This window comes from Pseudoxanthomonas sp. (assembly GCF_051953815.1).
Classification (GTDB): Bacteria; Pseudomonadota; Gammaproteobacteria; order Xanthomonadales; family Xanthomonadaceae; genus Pseudoxanthomonas_A.
In genome coordinates this window covers 26338-41999 of sequence record NZ_JBQCIJ010000057.1, presented here as the reverse complement: position 1 = coordinate 41999, position 15662 = coordinate 26338, and the positions used below count along the sequence as shown (strand labels likewise).

The following is a 15662-nucleotide window of genomic DNA, read 5'->3' as shown; positions in this document are numbered from 1 at the left end:
CATCCATGCCCACCGAATGATCGCCCCCTACCTTCTCTTCTTCTTCGCTGCCTTGGGCGCCTTCAACGGACTGGCGCTGGCGGCCTATCTGTTGCTGCGGCGTCCGGCGACGCCTGCGCAGCGCTGGCTGGCGGTGCTGATCCTGGTCATCAGCATCCGCACCGGGAAGTCGGTGCTGTTCTATTTCTATCCGGAGATTCCCCGGCCGATCCTGCAGGTGGGGCTGACCGCGTGTTTCCTGATTGGGCCGTGCCTGCTCGGGTTCGTGCGGGCGTGGGCGGATCCGGTGGGTGAGCGGACGCGTATGGACGGGCGGTGGGTGGCGGGACTGCTGGCGGTCGCGGTGGGCTATGGGCTGATCTTTCCGTACGCGAGCCATCCGGAGATGTGGGGCCGGCCGCTGTGGGGGGTGATCAGTTACGGCTGGCTGGCGTGGATGCTGCTCGCCCTGGGCGCGTACCTGCGCGCGGTGCGGGCGGAGGGGGCGCCGGCGGCGGGCGACGGCCTGGGCCGGGGCCACGTGGCGGCGGTCATCGCCGGAGTGGCGGTGGTGTGGCTGGCCTATTACACCGCCGGATTGACCTCGTACATCGTCGGGGCGCTGTCGTTCTCGCTGGTGCTGTACCTGGGCGGCATCGTGCTGCTGGCCCGCCGCAAGGCGCGGGTCGCCGCCGAGCCCTACCAGGACCGCAAGATCACCCCCGACCAGGCGCAGGCCGACCTGCAATCGCTGCACCGGCTGATGACCGAGGAGGCGCTGTACACCGATGCCCGGCTCAGCCTGGCCCGGGTCGCGCGCCGGCTCAACATGCCGCCGGCGCGGCTGTCGCAACTGCTCAACGACAACCACAAGACCGCCTTCAAGCCCTACTTGATGCAGCTGCGGGTGGAGGCGGCCAAGCGGCTGCTGTGCGCGCCGGACCCGCTGGGGATGGAGCAGGTGGCCGAGGCGTCGGGTTTCCTGTCCATGTCCACCTTCTACAGCAGCTTCAAGAAGGTGGAAGGGATGACCCCGGCGGCCTGGCGGCAGGCCCGACAGGCGGGCGGCATCGACTCCTGAAACAGGTTTCCGGAGTGCAGGAACCGGAGGCGGGAGCCGGATGCGTGTGCGGCTTCGACAGAATGGCCCGGTCCCCGCACCGGAGCCCGTCATGTCGGAAGCCGCGCCGAAGCGCACGTCCTCGTCCCTGGCCTTCACCGTCCTTCGGCGGTGCGCGCTGCTCCTGCTCCTGGCCGGCGCGCCGGACGCCGTCGCCTGGGCGCAGGCGACGGTCCACCCAGCGGCGACCTCCGACACACAGGCGACGACCGCGTCCGGGCACCGCTTCATCGTGCCGAAGGACTGGACCCTGACACGGCGGGGCCGTGCGGCCATCCTGCGGGCACCGGAGGGCGATTCGTGGATTGCGCTGGTGGAGACCGACGCAGGCAATGCGAAGGACGCGATATCGCAGGCCTGGCAAAACTATGCCGACCGCCCGCCGCCGGAGCCGCTGATGACGGTACCCCTGGCCAACGGCGACGGCTGGGTCGATGGCCTCAACCAGGTGTACCGCACGCCGGCGGGCGAGCCGCGCCAGCTGACCGCGCGCGCCCTGCGCAACGGCGACCGCTGGGTGGTGCGCATCGACGATCTCGCCAACGCGGTGGCCGGCAAGCGCGCGGCGGACCTGAGCCTGATCCGCGACGAGTTCCTGCCGGCCGGGCACGTCCGCGAAAGCTTCGCCGGGCGCCAGGCGCATGCGCTGGATGCGGCGAAAATCGAACAACTGAAAGCCTTCATCCGCCAGTCGCAGCAGGCGCTGGACGTGCCGGGCATTTCCATCGGCCTGGTGCAGGGCGGCAAGGTCGTCTATGCCGGCGGGTTCGGCGTGCGCGAGGCCGGCCACGCGGAACCGGTGGACGCCGACACCCTGTACCTCATCGCCTCCAACACCAAATCGCTGACCACGCTGATGCTGGCCAAACTGGTGGACGAAGGCCGGTTCCGCTGGGATACGCCGGTAACCGACCTGATGCCCGCGTTCGCGCTGGCCGATGCGCAGGCCACCGGGCAGATGCAGGTCCGGCATCTGCCCTGCGCCTGCGCCGGCCTGCCGTATCGCAACCTGGACTGGGAATTCGCGCCGCCGGACTCGCCGGCATCGCTGGTGTTCGACATCCTGCCGCGGATGCGGCCCACCAGCGCCTTCGGCGCCAGCTACCAGTACACCAATCCGCCCGCCGCCGCCGCCGGCTACGTCGGCGCCCACGCCCTCTATCCGGACATGGAAATCGGCGCGGCCTACGATCGCGCGATGGCCACGCGCGTGTTCGAGCCGCTGGGCATGACCCGCACCACCTTCGATTTCGACCGGGCGATGCGCGGCAATTACGCGCGCTCGCATGGGGTAGGACTGGACGGCCGCCTCGCTTTGGTCGACCCGCGACGCGACCGGCAGATGCATGCGGTGCGCCCGACCGGCGGCGCCTGGAGCAGCGTGAATGATCTGCTGGCCTACGTGAAACTGGAATTGAGCGGCGGCAAGCTCGACGACGGCCGCCGCCATCTCTCCGAGTCCGCGCTGGGTGAACGCTGGAAACCGCAGATCAGCACCGGTCGCCATTCCTGGTACGGACTGGGCCTGGATACCGATGTCTCGACCGGCACCGTGATGCGCTTCCACGGCGGCCGCCTGTACGGCCAGCGCAGCAACATGGTCTGGTGGCCCGAACACGACGTCGGCCTGGTCATCCTGATGAACGCCAGCACCGGCAACGTGTTGATGGACGCCTTCCCGCGCAAGCTGATGGAACTTCTGTTCGACGCCGAGCCCGAAGCCGACAGCATGGTCGCCGCCGCGGTCGCCAATGAACGCGAGAGCCGCGAAGCCCGCCGTCGCGCGTGGGATTTTCCGGTCAAGCCGGAACAGGCCGCCGTGCTGGCCTCGCGCTACCGCAACGACCTGCTGGGCGAACTGCGGGTGGAGAACACCGGCGGCAATCCGGTTTTCCACTTCGCCGCCTTCGACATGCCCATGGCCGCGCGCGTCAATGCCAACGGCGCGGTGGAATTCGCCGGTGCGATTCCCAGCCCGCCACCGCCGTTCGTCGCCGGCACCTCGTCGACAGGGCGGACGCTGACTCTGCGCGATGCGCAGAACGAGTATGTGTTCATGGAGGTGGAGTGAGCGCCACGGGCGTGGCTACCAGAACTTCCACCAGGGTTTCGAGGATGCGGAGACTTCCCGGGCAAGGACTTCGAAAGGCTCCGGATCATCCAATTCCGGTTCCTTGTCATGACGGTACGACGTCATTGTTTCGGCGAGTACGACAGGCACCTCGAAGATGTGATCGACATCCGCATCGGCGCCGCCTGCTGCGTCCTGCTGCATTTTCAGGGTGGCGTGGATCCGTGCAAATCCGGAGGGGGGATTCCCCTCCGATGACAGGTGGTAGATGTCCTGCTGCGCGTCGTGCTCCACATGCCACATCCGCACGCCATCTTCAAGACAGGTCGCAGCGCTGTACATCACGTGCTCCTCGACGCGGCATGCCACCAACCTGCAGCCAGCGGAAAGTGAAGCGAGCGTCGCCTGCGAGGACAGCGGGGAGTCGAACCGGTTGATGTGGACGAGAAACCATCCTCCAGGCAGTTCAACGCAGCTGAGCCCGGAATCGGGAAACTCTTCTTTCTCCCCGGTACGCGACAAACCCAATGCGCCGAGGACGTGTTCCGGGTCCTTGCCTTGAACGGCAAACCAACTGGCGGAAAACCCCATGGGAAACCTCGCTGCTTCTGTCGGAGAACCATCAACGTACCGAATCTGAGCCTATCTGGCGTCCGAACCTTCGAGGACAAGGCTGCGGAAATGGTGCATGTATCCTGCGCCCAAAGCCGGCTCCAGCCGTTTCATCGAGTCAAGCGCCGCGTGGACATCGATCGGACGTCCCTCGAGAATCGCCAGCGCCTGATTGTGGAGCGCGTATGCGAAATCGGCCGCTGCGCCGACCGAATCCTCGCCCTGGCCGATGTGCGCCGCCAGAAGTACCCGCATCTCGGAGAGCGCCGCCGCCATCAATCTTTTTTCCAGGTCCTGCTCGGGGTGCTTCATCTGGGCCTCTTGGTCGGAAGACCACTCCGGATTGGACGTCATCCACGCCGTCCTGGATTTTTCAGGGGGCATTTTCCTCTGCATTACGGTGGCTTGGAAATGCATCGCCCGGGGAATGACAGCCAGAGCAGGGCAGCGGCTATCCGCTTCAAGGACTTCTATCTCAAGATTCATTTCTGGCCGTGGGATGGTGTCCAGGCGCGGAGTGAGGAGCAAGGGAAAGACGCTACACCCACACATCGTTCTTCGCGGTATAGGCCCCGCCCGCGTCGCCCGTGTTCACCACGCCGCGCGGCTCCACCAGCAGGATGCTGCATTCGCGGGCGGCGACGGGGCGGTGTTCGACGCCCTTGGGGACGACGTACATTTCGCCGGCGGCGAGGCGCACGGCCTTGTCGCGGAATTCGAGGGTCAGCTCGCCGTCCAGGACGATGAAGACTTCATCGGTGTCGGCGTGGGCGTGCCAGACGAATTCGCCCTGGACCTTGGCGAGCTTGAACTGGTAGTCGTTCATCTCGGCGATGACGCGGGGGGACCAGTGTTCGGAGAACCGGGACAGCTTGTCCCGCAGGTTGATCGCGACGTCCGACATGGAGCACCTGTCATTCGGGTGGGGCCGCGCCATGTTTCCCGGAAAGGAGCGGCGGGCAGAGCGTAGCATCCAGGCCGGGTGGCTAGCGGCGGGGCTCATACCTCAGCGCCACCGCTCCGCCGCCGAATTCATGCTGGCCCACGAGCTTCAGGTCGATGCCCGCCGGAAGGCCCGCGAACAGGGTAGGGCCGTGGCCGGCCAGCCGGGGATGCACGATGAACTCGTACTCGTCGATCAAATCCAGTTCCGCCAGCGCCTTGGGAAGCGTGACGCCACCGGTGAACAGGCCATTGCCCGGTTGCCGCTTGAGCTGGCGGACGGCCTCGGCCAGATCCCCGCGCAGCAGTTCCGCGTTCCAGTCGACCTGCGCCAGGGTGTTCGACACCACGTATTTTTTCGCGGCGTCGATGGTGCGGGCGAAGGGCAGCATCCACGGTTCCATCCAGTCGGGCACGACGCCGGTCTGGACAGGCGGCCGGAACGCCTCCTCCATCATCCGGTAGGTCACCCGGCCGAACAGCAGGGCGTCGGCGCGCGCGATGTTTTCGGCCGCGTGCCGATGCAGTTCCTCGTCGGTGGATACGCCTTCGTGATGGCAGCAGCCGTCGAGGGTGAGGTTGATGGAATAGCGAAGGGGACGCATGGTGCCTCCTGGCGCGTTCTGGCTAGCGGCTGACGGGATTCCGGCGGACGACCGCCCGAACGGACGCGCGGATCACGCCCACGCCGGTTGTCCGGGTTCGAGTGGCACACATCCGTCGTAACGCCCGGGAACGGGGACGTAGCGCATCGCCCGGGTCAGGCCGACTTCGGACGTGAAGTAAGCATTGAGCGCGAGCATGCGCACGCTGTTGAACCAGTGGGCGTCGCCTTCCTTCTGCGCGATGGCATCGATATCGCGGATCAGGCGTTCGCGTTCGGCCAGGGGCAGTGATGCGAAATCGCCGCCGCGCGCGCGGCAGGTGTCGCGGAAGGCGCGCAGGCCGGCGGCGACCCGTTGCTGGGTTTCCGGGCTTTCGCAGTCGGCCAGCACCCGCGCCATCATCGTGCCGACGCCCGCCGCCTTGGCGCCGGGCGAGGCGGTGGTGGTCGGCAGCAGGATGTCGGCGATGTCTTCCAGCAGCACCTGGTCATCCTGCGCGGTGGAGGACGCCGCCCCGGCGATGCCAGGCGTGAAGCCGCCCAGCAGGCCGGTCGCGGCCAGCGCGCTTCCGGCCAGGCCGGCCTTCAGCGCTTCGCGGCGGGTGAGATTGCGGGGCGTGCCGCTCACAGGTTCTGCCTCCCCATTTCCTCGACCGCATGGTTCACCGCGCGCGCGGTCAGCGCCATGTACAGCAGCGACGGCGACTGGTTGCCGGTGGAGGTCATGCAGGCGCCGTCGGTGACGAACACGTTGGGGCAGGCATGCAGCTGGTTCCATGGGTTGAGCATCGAGGTGGCCGGGTCGCGCCCCATCCGGCAGCCACCCATCTCGTGGATGTCGCGTCCGGGATACCACTGGGTGTCGGCGGTCTGGATGTCTCGGCAACCGGCGACTTCCATCATCTCCTTCGCCTGTTCGCGCCAGTCGCGCACCATCTTCTCGTCGTTGTCGTCGTAGTCCACCGAGGTCACCAGCTGCGGGATGCCCCAGGCATCCTTGAGGCTGTCGTGCAGGCGGACGTGGTTGCTTTCCTTGGGAATGGTCTCGCCCTGCATGTACATGTAGACCTTCCACTGGCCCGGTTGCGCCTGCGCGTCCTTGTAGACGCCGCCCAGCCGCGCGGACGACGGCGCGCCGCGCTCGCGGAAGGCGCCGGTGAAGGTGGTGTAGCCGCCGACGAAATCCATCTCGTGCCGCTTGAGGTTGCGGAAGTTGGGAATGATGCATTCGGAGGGCCGGCGTCCGTAGTAATAGCCATCCTCGAATCCGTCGATCAGGCCGCCGCCGTTGGCGCGATAGCTCTGGAAGGCGACGTACTGGCCGAGCAGGCCGTTGTCGTTGCCCAGCCCGTGCGGAAAGCGCGCGGAAATCGAGTTCAGCAGGATCAGCACGGAGTTCAGCGCGGAGGCGTTCACGAACACGATGCGCGCGCGGTACTCGGTGATTTCCTTGGTGTGCGCATCGACCACCCGCACCCCCGCGGCGCGACCCTTGCGCTCGTCGTGGATGATCGAGTGCACCACGGCGTCGGGTCGGATGGTCAGATTGCCGGTCTTCGCCGCCCACGGCAGGGTGGAAGAATTGGAGCTGAAATAGGCGCCGTAGGGACAGCCGCGCCAGCACATGTTGCGCGACATGCAGGGGCCGCGCCCCTGTTCGATGTGGATCGCCTCGGGCCTGGTGAGGTGCGCCCAGCGGCCCTGCACCACGTAGCGATCGCCATAGTGCTTGCGGATGCGCTCGCTGTAGGCCTTCTCCACGCAGTTGAAATCGAACGGCGGCTGGAACTCGCCGTCGGGCATCGACTCCAGGCCGTCGGCGTTGCCGGAGACGCCGATGAATTTCTCCACGTGCGAGTACCACGGCGCGATGTCGTCGTAGCCGATCGGCCAGCCGATGCCGTAGCCGTCGCGCTCGGGCGCCTCGAAGTCGTAGCGGCTCCAGCGCTGGCAGGCGCGGCCCCACATGATCGACTTGCCGCCGACCTGGTAGCCGCGGATCCAGTCGAACGGCTTTTCCTGCACGTAGGGATGATCGGCATCCCGGGTGAAGAAATGCAGCACGTCCTCGGCGGCGATGCGCGAGGCGACCGGGTTCTCCTCCCGGTACTTGCGGGTCAGCGCGCCGCCGTGCGGCAGCTCCCACGGCGACAGCCACGCGGTCGGATAGTCCTTGATGTGTTCGACGTTGCGGCCGCGTTCCAGCACCAGCGTCTTCAGGCCTTTCTCGCACAGTTCCTTGGCGGCCCAGCCACCCGAAATGCCGGAGCCGATGACGATGGCGTCGTAGGAATTCTCGTCTTTGGCCATGCTCACAGCGCCGGGGTGAGGGTGATGTCGCGGAATTCGACGAAGCCGTGATCGCCCTGCAGCAGGATCGGCCCGGGCGCGCCTTCGTCGCTGTCGAGCGCGCCGCCGGTGATGCCGGGAATCTCGCGGTCGCAGATCACCGTCTTGCCGTTGACCACGACGGTGACCTGCCGGCCGACCAGGGTGATGTCCAGCGTCTGCCATTCGCCCGGTTCCGCGGACGCGTCCACGCTGGGCGCGAGGAAACCGTAGATGGCGCCAAGGCTGTCACTGGCCGGTTCGCCGAAGGTGTCGGCGATCTGCACCTCGTGTCGGCCGCGCAGATACACGCCGCTGTTGCTGCCCTTGGGGAAACGCAGTTCCACGTGCAGCTTGAAATCCTCGAAGCGGCGTTCGCTGACCAGATTCGCGCCGGCCTTGGCGTTGCGCAGCACGCCGCCTTCCACCGTCCATTGCGACGACGCGCCGAGCGCGCGCCAGCCGTCCAGGCCCTTGCCGTCGAACAGGCGGATCGGTTCACCCCAGCGCGGCGGTGTGGTGCGGTGCAGCGACGGCGCGCGCACCGCGCTCCAGGTCTGCTGCCTGCCGTCGGGCAGTTGCAGGGTGCCGGAAAGCCTGCCGTCGCGCAGGCGTCCGTCGAATGACAGATCGCCCTGGCCGCCTTCCCATTGCGGCGGAATGGCGAAGTGCAGGGCGTCGCCATTCGCGTCCACCCGCGATATCGGCCGCGCGCTGCCGGCGGTGCCGACGAACTGGCCGACCAGCGTGTTCGCGCCGGAACGGCGGATTTCCAGCCACGAGGGCAGATCGCCGTCGGAGGAGTGGATCGTGATGTCCCATCGGCCGGGCAATTCATCGCCGTTCGCCGACGGCGTGGCGGACATCGCGGGCGGGATGGCAGCCAGTCCCATTACGAGCAGGACAGGCAGGGACCGGCGTGGGCGCATGCGGTTCTGGTCCGGAAAACGGAGGCGACGGCCGACTGTAAACGATGCCGGCGGGAGGCACCATGCGCGTTCTGTGTTGTCGCGCGACGCGGAAAATGAACACGGCCATGGCGTGAATCCATTTGCGTACCAATGGCCGGTTCCTTCATTGTCGCGGTCGCACGCGGGCTTCACTCACCGCGCCGCCCGCGGGTTCATTTCGCCATGACGCTTCAGTCCGCCGTCTTGCGCATGCCGCCGAATCCCATGCGCCGCGTGATGAAGCCATCCTTTCGCCGCCACGCATGCGACATCGCCGCCGCGCCATGCAGGCAGGCCAGTGCCAGCAATGTCCACGCGCCATACACGTGCACGTACCAGGCCAAGGCGCGTCCGGTTTCCTCGTCCGGTGGCACGAAGAACGCGGGGATTTCGAGCGCGCCGAAGAAGGTTCTATCCGCGCCCATCCATACCCAGATGACGTGGCCGCTGATCGGCAACAGCAGGACCAGCGCGTACAGCAGGCCATGCACGGCGGCTCGGAGCCGGTGACGCCACGGCGATTCGCCTTCCTCATGGCCGGGCACCGGCAACGCCAGGCGCAGGGCGAGACGCAGGAGCATCAGGCACAGGATCAGGATGCCCAGCTGGAAGTGGAACGGAAACAGCAGGTCGGAAGTCGCCCGCGGGGTCCAGCGCTCAGCGGCGAAGCCGAGCAGGATCTGCGCGGCCAGCAGCAGCGCCAGCAGCCAGTGCAGCACCCGCAGGACGAGTGGATACCGCTGCGCGCCCGACGCCTTCATGGCGCGCATCCCGGATGGCCGGGAATGTTGCGGCCCAGCACGATGTCGCGGGTCGCCTGCCAGCCGTCCGCGACCCGCACCGGCGTCACGATGCCCGAGCCGCCGCGCCCCTGATCCGCCTTGCGCGCGACCGTCGGCGTCAGGTGCGGATCGTCGCGGAACAGCACGTCGTCGATGTAGTACAGCGCGCAGCCGGTCTCGATGACGTACAGATGGATGTGCTGCGGCATCCGCGTGCCGGGATAGCTGCCGGGCCGGACGGTGAGGAAGGTGTATCGCCCGTCCGCATCGGTGGTGGCCCACGCGCGCAGGCGGCCGTGCCGCCGGGCGCCCGGGTCATCGTCCGAACGTTCGCCCGGATAGACGCCGCCCTGGTTGGTCTGATGCGCATACACGATCACTCCGGCGCGCGGCCGGCCCCGCGCATCGATCACCTGTCCGGTCAGGCGCAGGCGTTCGCCGGGTTCCTCGTCGGTGGCCAGCCGGGCGACGGCGGGCGGCGCGGCGGGCAGGCCAATCAGCGGCACCTCGCAGTCCTCGCAGGGCAAACCGACGATGGGCGTGGTGCCGGCATCGGCCGGTGTGCAGGCAGCCAGCAGCAGGAGCAGGATTGGAACCCGGACGATGTCCACGGTCCGGGCCAGGACCCGGGGCAGGGGATGATGCATGGGAGCGCTCGGTCGGAAGGTGCCGATGAAGAGCCCCCGTCGCGGCGCGGCGTTAACCGCGCCCGGCGTGTTAACACTTCGGCTCCCGGTACCCTCTACTTCTAGGTCCCCCGGACCCTCAGGACATGAAGGCCGTACTCCATCCCGACGACATCGCCAGGCAGGTGCAGGAAGCCCGGCGGGGATCGCAGGCGGCCTTCACCTGGCTCTATCGCGCGTTCGCGCCGCTGGTGCATGCCATCCATCTGGGCATGAGCGCGCGCGCGCGGGCGGAGGATCTGACCCAGGAAACCTTCGTCATCGCGTTCGGCAAGCTGGACCAGCTTCGCGAGCCGGCGCGCTTCGGCCCCTGGATCGCGATGATCGCGCGCAGGACGCGCCACGTCGCGACGATCGAGGAAAGCGAACTGGCCGATGCCGACGCCGCCGCGTGGCCGGGAGCGGGGCCCGAGTCGACCGCGCAGGCCAGCGAGGCCCTGCACGCCATCCGCGGGTTGCCCGAGGCCTATCGCGAAACCTTGATCCTGCGACTGGTCGAAGGCCTGAGCGGGCCGGAGATCGCGAATCTCACCGGACTGACTCCGCAGTCGGTCCGGGTGAACCTTCATCGCGGCATGAGCCGCCTGCGCGACGCCCTGGGCATCGCCAGCGCGCAAGAGGAGATCGCCGATGGTTGAGCAACGGCTTGAGCCGCCTGATCCGCTGTGGGATCCGGATCTGCCGGGCGACCGCGAACTCGAACGCCTGACGTCGTTGCTGGGCGCGTATCGCCACGTGCCCAGGACCGGATTCACCTGGGCGGATGCGCGCGCGTCGAAGCCGCGCAGGCGCGGGCGGCGCGGTTTTCTCGCCGCCGCCGCGCTCGCCGCGTGCGTGGCCGGCGTCGCGGCCTGGGTACCCTGGCGTCTGCAATGGAACGAAAGCCGGCATTGGACGATCGAAGCCAGCGCCGGTGTTCCCGCGACACTGGAAGTCGGCCAGACCCTGGCGACCTCCGCGCGGCAGTCGGCGACGATCCAGGTGGCGCGCATCGGCCGGATGGACGTCATGCCGGGAACCCGGATAAGACTGTCCGATACGCGGACCGGGCATCACCGTCTGGAACTGATCGAAGGGCGCGTGCGTGCGCGCATCTGGGCGCCGCCCGGGTATTTCGGCATCGCGGCGGGCGCCAGCGAAACCATCGATCTGGGCTGCGAATTCGACATGCGTCGCGATTCGCGCGGCGAAGGCACCATCCACGTCACCAGCGGCTGGGTGATGCATCGCGTCAACGGGCAGGAAACGCTGGTGCCCGCGGGCTCGGTGCTCGCCTTCGACGAAGCGCGCAGCGGCATTCCGTTCGCCACCACTGCCACCGATGAATTCCGCAACGCCGTCGCACAACTTGACCGATCGATGGCGGCGGGGACGCGCGCACCCGGCACCGAGGCGGCCATCGCGCGCATGGCGACGCCTTCGGATCGATTCGCGCTGCTGACCCTGCTCACCCGCCATCCGGCGCTGGCCTCCGGGCCGCTCTATCCGGAACTGGCGGCGATGTTCGGCGAACCCGCGTTCGATCCCGAGCATCGCAAGGCGTGGGTACGCGGCAGCGTGCATGCCATGAACCGCTGGTGGGAAAGGATTCCCCGACCGCCCAAGGCGTGGTGGCTCAACTGGCGCGATGCGCTGGGGTGAGGCCCGTCGCGGCCATGAGGTCGCCAATCGGACGCATGGCCCGGAAGCGTTCGCCTCCGGGCGCTTGCGCGATGCGTCAGGACGCCAGTTCGCCTTTCACCGGAGGCCGGGGCGGGATCGGATCGATATGCTTGACCATGTGCACGACCAGGCCGGCGTGGATGCCCAGCCAGATGCCCAGGCCCTTGATGATGCCGAACGTGGTCCATTCATAGACGTCCGAACCATTGATGTAGACATCCGCTCGTTCCAGTTGCCAGCGATCGGATCGCGGGTTGCCCGCGTGCGGCTGGAAGCGGATGTAGACCGGAAATTTCTCCAGGTTCTCGGTCTCCAGGTAGTGCGCGGTGGGATCGTTGAGGTCCGGGTGTTCGACATTCCGGTCGCTGTGCTTGTCGCCGAGGATGTACGTGCGCGAGGCGCCCTTCTCGAAGTCGTCCTTCGAGGAGTCGATGTAGAACTCGCGACCGCACAGGCCGAGATAGACGTCTCCGTCGGTGCCGGCGTCGCTCTGCTCACCGGTTTCCAACTGGAGTTCGATGCGGGTGATCTGTGGCATGACACTCTCCATGTGACGGGATGTTCGGTACCCCGCGTGCGCCGTGGGTCGGGCGGGTCGATGCGGCGCGCGCGGGAAGGACGGCGGCGCTCCGCCGTCGCCTGGGTAAACGCCCGTGCCGGAAGGCCAAGGTCACCGTTCGTCGTCGCGACGTGAGGCGGGCGCGTTGGTCCGGGGCATGAAACAACGGCGGATGGCCATGCGGCCGGACGCGAAGCAGGCCGCGTCCCCGTCTTCAAGGCGCCGTGTTCACCGATACGGTCCCGGGCCGCGCCAGACCAGTTCGCCCTGCTTGTAGACCTGGAGCATGGTGACCGCTTCGCGCGCGTCGCCGATGGCTGCCATTTCAGGCGAATCCGGATCCAGCGCGCGGCATTTGCCGGAGCCGCGCCGCAGCGCGATCTCCAGCGGGCAGACCATGTAGTAGCGGGTGCCCGGCAGGGGAATGGAGAGTTCCTTCATGCCATGCCGGGCCCATGCGCGCAGCCGTTCCTCGCTGAGCACGTCGTAATAGACCAGGTAGCCGCCCAGTTCCATGCTGGGGCCGTTGGCGGTCATGTCGCGTCCGCGGCCGTTGCGGATCGCGGGGCTGTTGGCCAGTCCGGCGTTCTGCGGAGCGAGATCTTCCTCGATCAGTCCCGGCGGGCGTCCGGTCCAGGTTTCAGGGCGACGTCGCGCGGGTGAGGACGGACTGGGCGGCTGCGGTCGCGATTCGTTCCGGCGTTCGGAGGGCGAAGGCGCGCGGCGCGCGCTCAGGCTGTCCGACGGCACCGGTGCGTCGGGTGGAATCGGGTTGTCGGCGCGATCGACCAGGGTGGAACGCAGGCGCGAAGCCGCGCGCGCGGGTGGAACCGGATCGGAGGCGCGGGTCGGAGGCGGACTGGGCGGCGCCGGGGTGGACTGGTCCGACTCCTGCGGCTCGCCGATGAAGTCGACTTTCACCCGGCCGCCGCTGGCGGCGCTTTGCGGCGAGGTCACCACGGGCTTGGAGGAATACAGCAGGACCAGCAGCAACAGCAGATGCAGCAGCGCGCTGGAAATCGCGGCGATCGATGATTGCAGGCGTTCGCTTCTGGACCCGAGCCAGGTCTCCAGGCGGTTCAAGGCGAGACTCATGCCGCCGGAGCTGCATCGGGGGTGCGGGCCTTCATGGGGGAGATCGACAGCATGCGGCGGGAGGGAGTTCCGCATGGTAGCGCGTCGCGGGGCCGGCGCAGTTCGTTCCCGTGCCCGGCGGCCGCGGAGGGCGGGATCAGCGATCGCCGACCCGCACGCCCATCATCCGCAGCAGCGGGCCGGTCACCAGCGCGCCCAGCAACGCGCACGGCGTCCCCCACAGCAGGACCGCCACATAGACCATGGACGCGCCGGCGCCGGTGTAGGGCGCGACGCAGTCCGTGTGATAGGCGAACCACAACCAGGGAGAGAACAGCGGGCAGGCGCCGACCGCGCGGAGCGGATTGGCGGTCAACAGCGAGATCAGCGCGGGCAGCAGGGGAACCAGCAGGAAAAAACCCACGACGCCCAGGAACGCGGTGAGCGACTGGTGGTAGCAGGAGAAACTGCTGAACGCCTGCTGCGCGAGGACGGCGAAAACGGCGGCGATGCCCAGGGCGAGGGCGGTCCGGCGGGAAACGATCATGGGGTTCCGGCGCCCGGCGCTTCGGCCGCCGCCTTCAACGCCGCGATGGTCTGCTCATCGGAAAATCCGCAATGGCCTTCGCCCACCGCGGGCAATACCGTGGGCGGAGGCGTCGCGCCGGCCTGCGCCGCCAGCCGCGGATAGATCGCCTGCATGCGCGGCGTGATGGTCGGGTCGCGCTGGTTGAACTGGATCACCAGCGGTTGCCGAAGCATGCCGGTGAGTGCCGGCGCAGCGGTGAATCGATCATGGGCGGCCGCATCCGGCGCATGGCGCCTGACGCCCGCGTTGAACGCGTCGTCGTCGCCGAATCCGCGATAGACCGTGTCCCGGTTCCCGACCGGCATGCCTCCCGAGCGTTTCGCCATGTCATGGAAGACCAGCGCGTGCAGGCTGATGACGCCCGCCAGTTCCCCGGGCATCACTTCCAGCCGCCGGGCCAGGCGTTGGGCCACCTCGGGTCTGGTCTGCAATGCCGCCGCGATTCCCTGGTGCAGCGCCATCTGCGGCAGGTCCGCCGCCGCCGGTGATGCCAGCCCATCGGCCGGCAACCCCGGCGCGTCCGGGAAGAAGTAATCGAAGGCCACCAGCGTGGTCAGCAATTCACCGGCCAGCGCTTCGCCCGGCAGGTTGGCGCCGCACAACGAGACGCCGCCGGCGTAGTGATCGGGTTGCTGTTCCAGACTGGCGATGGCGATCGCGCCGCCCATCGAGAAGCCGAGGATCCAGGTGCGCCGCGTGCCGGGATGAAGGCTCACGAAGTGCCGGCGAAGACGCTCGGTGTCCGCCACCCCTTCGGCCACCGCCCAGCCCTGCGTGCGGTAGCCACTCTGCGCCACCGCGTAACCGGCGCCCAGCAACGCGGGCGTGGCCTCGTTCGCGGGCCAGGCGGATTCACGCGGCGCGCCGACGGGCTCGAACCCATGCGCCAGCATCACCAGTTCGCCGTTCCAGCGCTCCGGGACATCGATGCGCCACGGAGCGCCCTGCAGCACGCCGGTTTCCGTCACCAGCCCCTTGGCGAGCGAGATCGGGGCGAACAGGGAAACGCCAATCAGCAGGGCGAGTCTGGCAACTGCGGGCATGGGATCCCTCCGGGTGTGAGCGGCCGGGCGAACATAGCATCCGTGCGGGTTCCTTTCACCGCGTGAAGACCGAAAAGGGCGAGAATGCGTGCGATGCTGCTTCGCCCGGCATCGGGTTGTTCATCATCGTGCGGAATCCTGCGCAGGAAGACGCATGATGCCGATGCGCGGCGTCGTGTGCGACCCGACGACCGAACTGAAGGAGGTTCCGGATGGAGCGATTCAATGGAGGCTGCCTGTGCGGCGACATCCGGCTGGTGGCGACCGGACGTCCCCGCCGGGTCGGCATCTGTCATTGCCTGGACTGCCGCAGGCATCACGGCGCGTTGTTCTATGCCGCCGCGATATTCCCGCGCGAGGCGGTGGACATCGAAGGCGAGACCCGCGACTACGCGGGACGGCATTTCTGCCCGCGCTGCGGCTCCTCCGTCTTCGCCCGCAGCGGAGACGAAATCGAAGTGCATCTGGGCGCCCTGGACGCGCCGGATCAGTTCGTGCCGACCTACGAGTGCTGGACGATCCGTCGCGAGCGCTGGCTGCCCGCGTTTCCCGCCATGCGCCGATACGAGCGCGACCGCGAGGGCTCGGGCAGTTCCGAGGCGTAGTTTCTACCGCTGAATCCGATCGGGAGACGTTGCATGGAAACCGGGACGAGAAAACG

Annotated in this window: 18 protein-coding genes; 5 read left to right on the top strand and 13 right to left on the bottom strand. The window is 67.9% G+C overall.

What is annotated here, in order from left to right; all coding sequences use genetic code 11:
• The first annotated feature begins 16 nt into the window (after positions 1-16).
• Positions 17-1060, top strand: a complete 1044-nt coding sequence (locus ACTHN1_RS17910) for a helix-turn-helix domain-containing protein (protein WP_440472275.1) — start codon at positions 17-19, stop codon at positions 1058-1060.
• 91 nt (positions 1061-1151) lie between these two features.
• Positions 1152-3170 (top strand): serine hydrolase domain-containing protein, encoded by a 2019-nt coding sequence (locus ACTHN1_RS17905; RefSeq protein WP_440472274.1) that lies wholly within the window; start codon positions 1152-1154, stop codon positions 3168-3170.
• A gap of 15 nt (positions 3171-3185) precedes the next feature.
• Here the strand turns inward: ACTHN1_RS17905 and ACTHN1_RS17900 are convergent, their stop codons facing one another.
• The 9 genes from ACTHN1_RS17900 to ACTHN1_RS17860 all read right to left on the bottom strand — a co-directional run bounded on the left by ACTHN1_RS17900 (position 3186) and on the right by ACTHN1_RS17860 (position 10035).
• Positions 3186-3761, bottom strand: coding sequence for a hypothetical protein (locus ACTHN1_RS17900; protein ID WP_440472273.1), 576 nt, complete (start codon positions 3759-3761; stop codon positions 3186-3188).
• A gap of 51 nt (positions 3762-3812) precedes the next feature.
• Positions 3813-4268: a hypothetical protein gene (locus tag ACTHN1_RS17895; protein ID WP_440472272.1), complete on the bottom strand. Its 456-nt coding sequence runs from the start codon at positions 4266-4268 to the stop codon at positions 3813-3815.
• 52 nt (positions 4269-4320) lie between these two features.
• Positions 4321-4686 (bottom strand): cupin domain-containing protein, encoded by a 366-nt coding sequence (locus ACTHN1_RS17890; protein WP_440472271.1) that lies wholly within the window; start codon positions 4684-4686, stop codon positions 4321-4323.
• Positions 4687-4768: 82 nt separating this feature from the next.
• Positions 4769-5329, bottom strand: a complete 561-nt coding sequence (locus ACTHN1_RS17885; RefSeq protein ID WP_440472270.1) for a dihydrofolate reductase family protein — start codon at positions 5327-5329, stop codon at positions 4769-4771.
• A 72-nt stretch (positions 5330-5401) separates the two neighbouring features.
• Positions 5402-5956: a gluconate 2-dehydrogenase subunit 3 family protein gene (locus tag ACTHN1_RS17880; protein WP_440472269.1), complete on the bottom strand. Its 555-nt coding sequence runs from the start codon at positions 5954-5956 to the stop codon at positions 5402-5404.
• On the bottom strand, positions 5953-7638 hold the full coding sequence (locus tag ACTHN1_RS17875) for a GMC oxidoreductase (RefSeq protein WP_440472268.1): 1686 nt from the start codon (positions 7636-7638) through the stop codon (positions 5953-5955). Before ACTHN1_RS17875 ends, ACTHN1_RS17880 begins: the two co-directional genes overlap by 4 nt.
• Before the next feature lie 2 nt (positions 7639-7640).
• Positions 7641-8585, bottom strand: a complete 945-nt coding sequence (locus ACTHN1_RS17870; protein ID WP_440472267.1) for a 3-keto-disaccharide hydrolase — start codon at positions 8583-8585, stop codon at positions 7641-7643.
• 212 nt (positions 8586-8797) lie between these two features.
• The gene (locus ACTHN1_RS17865) at positions 8798-9367 is read right to left on the bottom strand and encodes a cytochrome b (protein ID WP_440472266.1); all 570 of its coding nucleotides are present in this window, start codon (positions 9365-9367) and stop codon (positions 8798-8800) included.
• Positions 9364-10035, bottom strand: a complete 672-nt coding sequence (locus tag ACTHN1_RS17860) for a dioxygenase family protein (protein ID WP_440472265.1) — start codon at positions 10033-10035, stop codon at positions 9364-9366. Before ACTHN1_RS17860 ends, ACTHN1_RS17865 begins: the two co-directional genes overlap by 4 nt.
• 125 nt (positions 10036-10160) lie before the next feature.
• Between ACTHN1_RS17860 and ACTHN1_RS17855 the strand changes: the two genes are divergently transcribed.
• Positions 10161-10712: an RNA polymerase sigma factor gene (locus ACTHN1_RS17855; protein WP_440472264.1), complete on the top strand. Its 552-nt coding sequence runs from the start codon at positions 10161-10163 to the stop codon at positions 10710-10712.
• Positions 10705-11715: a hypothetical protein gene (locus tag ACTHN1_RS17850; RefSeq protein WP_440472263.1), complete on the top strand. Its 1011-nt coding sequence runs from the start codon at positions 10705-10707 to the stop codon at positions 11713-11715. Before ACTHN1_RS17855 ends, ACTHN1_RS17850 begins: the two co-directional genes overlap by 8 nt.
• A gap of 76 nt (positions 11716-11791) precedes the next feature.
• On the opposite strand, the gene ACTHN1_RS17845 is transcribed toward ACTHN1_RS17850, so the two are convergent.
• The 4 genes from ACTHN1_RS17845 to ACTHN1_RS17830 form a co-directional block, all read right to left on the bottom strand.
• Entirely contained in the window at positions 11792-12274 is a 483-nt protein-coding gene (locus tag ACTHN1_RS17845; protein ID WP_440472262.1) for a hypothetical protein, read from the bottom strand.
• Between the two features lie 249 nt (positions 12275-12523).
• Entirely contained in the window at positions 12524-13390 is an 867-nt protein-coding gene (locus ACTHN1_RS17840) for a type II toxin-antitoxin system RelE/ParE family toxin (RefSeq protein WP_440472261.1), read from the bottom strand.
• A 136-nt stretch (positions 13391-13526) separates the two neighbouring features.
• Positions 13527-13916: a Na+:solute symporter gene (locus ACTHN1_RS17835; RefSeq protein ID WP_440472260.1), complete on the bottom strand. Its 390-nt coding sequence runs from the start codon at positions 13914-13916 to the stop codon at positions 13527-13529.
• Positions 13913-15001 (bottom strand): alpha/beta hydrolase family protein, encoded by a 1089-nt coding sequence (locus ACTHN1_RS17830; protein ID WP_440472259.1) that lies wholly within the window; start codon positions 14999-15001, stop codon positions 13913-13915. Before ACTHN1_RS17830 ends, ACTHN1_RS17835 begins: the two co-directional genes overlap by 4 nt.
• Positions 15002-15213: 212 nt before the next feature.
• Between ACTHN1_RS17830 and ACTHN1_RS17825 the strand changes: the two genes are divergently transcribed.
• Complete coding sequence (locus ACTHN1_RS17825; protein ID WP_440472258.1) at positions 15214-15606, top strand: GFA family protein; 393 nt, start codon at positions 15214-15216, stop codon at positions 15604-15606.
• Positions 15607-15662 lie beyond the last annotated feature (56 nt).

What these genes read in the sequence shown, in the direction of transcription:
- ACTHN1_RS17870 (WP_440472267.1), bottom strand. Translation starts at nt 8,585, where the DNA reads ATGCGCCCACGCCGGTCCCTGCCTGTCCTGCTCGTAATGGGACTGGCT.
- ACTHN1_RS17895 (WP_440472272.1), bottom strand. Translation starts at nt 4,268, where the DNA reads ATGAATCTTGAGATAGAAGTCCTTGAAGCGGATAGCCGCTGCCCTGCT.
- ACTHN1_RS17905 (WP_440472274.1), top strand. Translation starts at nt 1,152, where the DNA reads ATGTCGGAAGCCGCGCCGAAGCGCACGTCCTCGTCCCTGGCCTTCACC.
- ACTHN1_RS17865 (WP_440472266.1), bottom strand. Translation starts at nt 9,367, where the DNA reads ATGAAGGCGTCGGGCGCGCAGCGGTATCCACTCGTCCTGCGGGTGCTG.
- ACTHN1_RS17885 (WP_440472270.1), bottom strand. Translation starts at nt 5,329, where the DNA reads ATGCGTCCCCTTCGCTATTCCATCAACCTCACCCTCGACGGCTGCTGC.
- ACTHN1_RS17845 (WP_440472262.1), bottom strand. Translation starts at nt 12,274, where the DNA reads ATGCCACAGATCACCCGCATCGAACTCCAGTTGGAAACCGGTGAGCAG.
- ACTHN1_RS17830 (WP_440472259.1), bottom strand. Translation starts at nt 15,001, where the DNA reads ATGCCCGCAGTTGCCAGACTCGCCCTGCTGATTGGCGTTTCCCTGTTC.
- ACTHN1_RS17855 (WP_440472264.1), top strand. Translation starts at nt 10,161, where the DNA reads ATGAAGGCCGTACTCCATCCCGACGACATCGCCAGGCAGGTGCAGGAA.
- ACTHN1_RS17825 (WP_440472258.1), top strand. Translation starts at nt 15,214, where the DNA reads ATGGAGCGATTCAATGGAGGCTGCCTGTGCGGCGACATCCGGCTGGTG.
- ACTHN1_RS17875 (WP_440472268.1), bottom strand. Translation starts at nt 7,638, where the DNA reads ATGGCCAAAGACGAGAATTCCTACGACGCCATCGTCATCGGCTCCGGC.
- ACTHN1_RS17900 (WP_440472273.1), bottom strand. Translation starts at nt 3,761, where the DNA reads ATGGGGTTTTCCGCCAGTTGGTTTGCCGTTCAAGGCAAGGACCCGGAA.
- ACTHN1_RS17850 (WP_440472263.1), top strand. Translation starts at nt 10,705, where the DNA reads ATGGTTGAGCAACGGCTTGAGCCGCCTGATCCGCTGTGGGATCCGGAT.
- ACTHN1_RS17835 (WP_440472260.1), bottom strand. Translation starts at nt 13,916, where the DNA reads ATGATCGTTTCCCGCCGGACCGCCCTCGCCCTGGGCATCGCCGCCGTT.
- ACTHN1_RS17840 (WP_440472261.1), bottom strand. Translation starts at nt 13,390, where the DNA reads ATGAGTCTCGCCTTGAACCGCCTGGAGACCTGGCTCGGGTCCAGAAGC.
- ACTHN1_RS17910 (WP_440472275.1), top strand. Translation starts at nt 17, where the DNA reads ATGATCGCCCCCTACCTTCTCTTCTTCTTCGCTGCCTTGGGCGCCTTC.
- ACTHN1_RS17890 (WP_440472271.1), bottom strand. Translation starts at nt 4,686, where the DNA reads ATGTCGGACGTCGCGATCAACCTGCGGGACAAGCTGTCCCGGTTCTCC.
- ACTHN1_RS17860 (WP_440472265.1), bottom strand. Translation starts at nt 10,035, where the DNA reads ATGCATCATCCCCTGCCCCGGGTCCTGGCCCGGACCGTGGACATCGTC.